The following is a 1,166-nucleotide window of genomic DNA, read 5'->3' as shown; positions in this document are numbered from 1 at the left end:
CACACTGACTGGAGCATGCCTGGACTACGAGGGCAGCATATCAATCTGTCCGGAACTTTTGGAGATCTCGGGGATTATTCCTTTTGAGCAGGTGGATGTTTACAACCTGGACAACGGGGAGCGCCTGACTACCTATGCAATTCGCGGAGAACCCGGGGAGATAAGGCTTAACGGTGCTGCGGCCCACAAGGGCAGCCCGGGGCAGAAGGTGATCATTGCCGCCTACTGCCTGCTGGATGCCCGGGAGCAAAAAGAGCATATCCCCAGTGTGGTCCTGGTGGACGGGGCCAACAAGGCAAAGGGGCAGCAGCATGGATGATCGCCGGGAACAGTTGTCCCTTTTCGGCCGTGTGCGCAAGTTTTTAAAGGTGAATATCCTGGCCGGGATACTGTTTCTGGCCCCGATAGTGGCTACCTTTTTCATTTTAAAGGTTACCATAGAGTGGATAGACCGTATCCTGCTCATTATTCCCCCTGCGTACCGCCCGGAGAATTTCATGCCTTTCCCGGTCCCTGGGCTGGGCCTGATTCTGCTTTTGCTGGTGCTGATCTTTTCCGGGATGTTTGTCCGCAATTATCTGGGCAAAAAGCTGGTGTATATATGGGAGCGAATTGTTGAGCATATTCCCATAGTCAATAAGATTTATACAGCGGTAAAGCAGCTTCTGGATACCATAGCCAGGGGCACGGCCAAGGACTTCAAGCGGGTGGTGCTTGTGGAATACCCCAGGCAGGGAATGTATGCCATGGCCTATGTTACCGGAGTCGCAGTGGGCGAGCTGCAGGAAAAGACCAAAAGAAGAATGGTCAATGTATACGTGCCCACTACTCCCAACCCTACCTCCGGTTTTTATCTCATGGTACCCGAAGATGAAACCATACCCCTGGACATGAGCGTGGAGGATTCCTTCAAGCTGCTTATGTCCGGCGGAATACTCACCCCGGAAAAGAAAGATGAAAAGGGTTAGTTATGTTCCTATCCAATAAAAACTATGTGTTTACTTCCGAGTCCGCCACCGAGGGTCATCCGGACAAGGTGGCGGAGCAGATTTCAGATGCAGTGCTGGATGCTATTCTGGCCCAGGACAAATACTCCAGGGTGGCTTGTGAGACCTTAGTCACCACGGGACTTGCCTTTATTGCCGGAGAGATCACCACCAGTGGAT

3 protein-coding genes are annotated in these 1,166 nt (G+C 52.3%); all 3 read left to right on the top strand.

All coding sequences use genetic code 11. From position 1 onward, the window contains the following. Positions 1–319: aspartate 1-decarboxylase (locus tag D5S03_RS12020; RefSeq protein ID WP_287044193.1), on the top strand; the 319-nt coding region annotated here is incomplete at its 5' end. Next, positions 312–968: a DUF502 domain-containing protein gene (locus tag D5S03_RS12015; protein ID WP_008870223.1), complete on the top strand. Its 657-nt coding sequence runs from the start codon at positions 312–314 to the stop codon at positions 966–968. The genes D5S03_RS12020 and D5S03_RS12015, both read left to right, overlap by 8 nt. A gap of 2 nt (positions 969–970) precedes the next feature. Further along, positions 971–1,166: S-adenosylmethionine synthetase N-terminal domain-containing protein (locus tag D5S03_RS12010; RefSeq protein ID WP_287044192.1), on the top strand; the 196-nt coding region annotated here is incomplete at its 3' end.

This window comes from Desulfonatronospira sp. MSAO_Bac3, from assembly GCF_003838035.1.
GTDB lineage: Bacteria > Desulfobacterota > Desulfovibrionia > Desulfovibrionales > Desulfonatronovibrionaceae > Desulfonatronospira > Desulfonatronospira thiodismutans.
The sequence above is the reverse complement of the archived record's forward strand: the minus strand, read 5'-3'. Positions and strand labels throughout refer to the sequence as shown.

Excerpts from the sequence above, each read along its gene's own strand:
- D5S03_RS12015 (WP_008870223.1), top strand. The coding sequence starts at position 312 with ATGGATGATCGCCGGGAACAGTTGTCCCTTTTCGGCCGTGTGCGCAAG.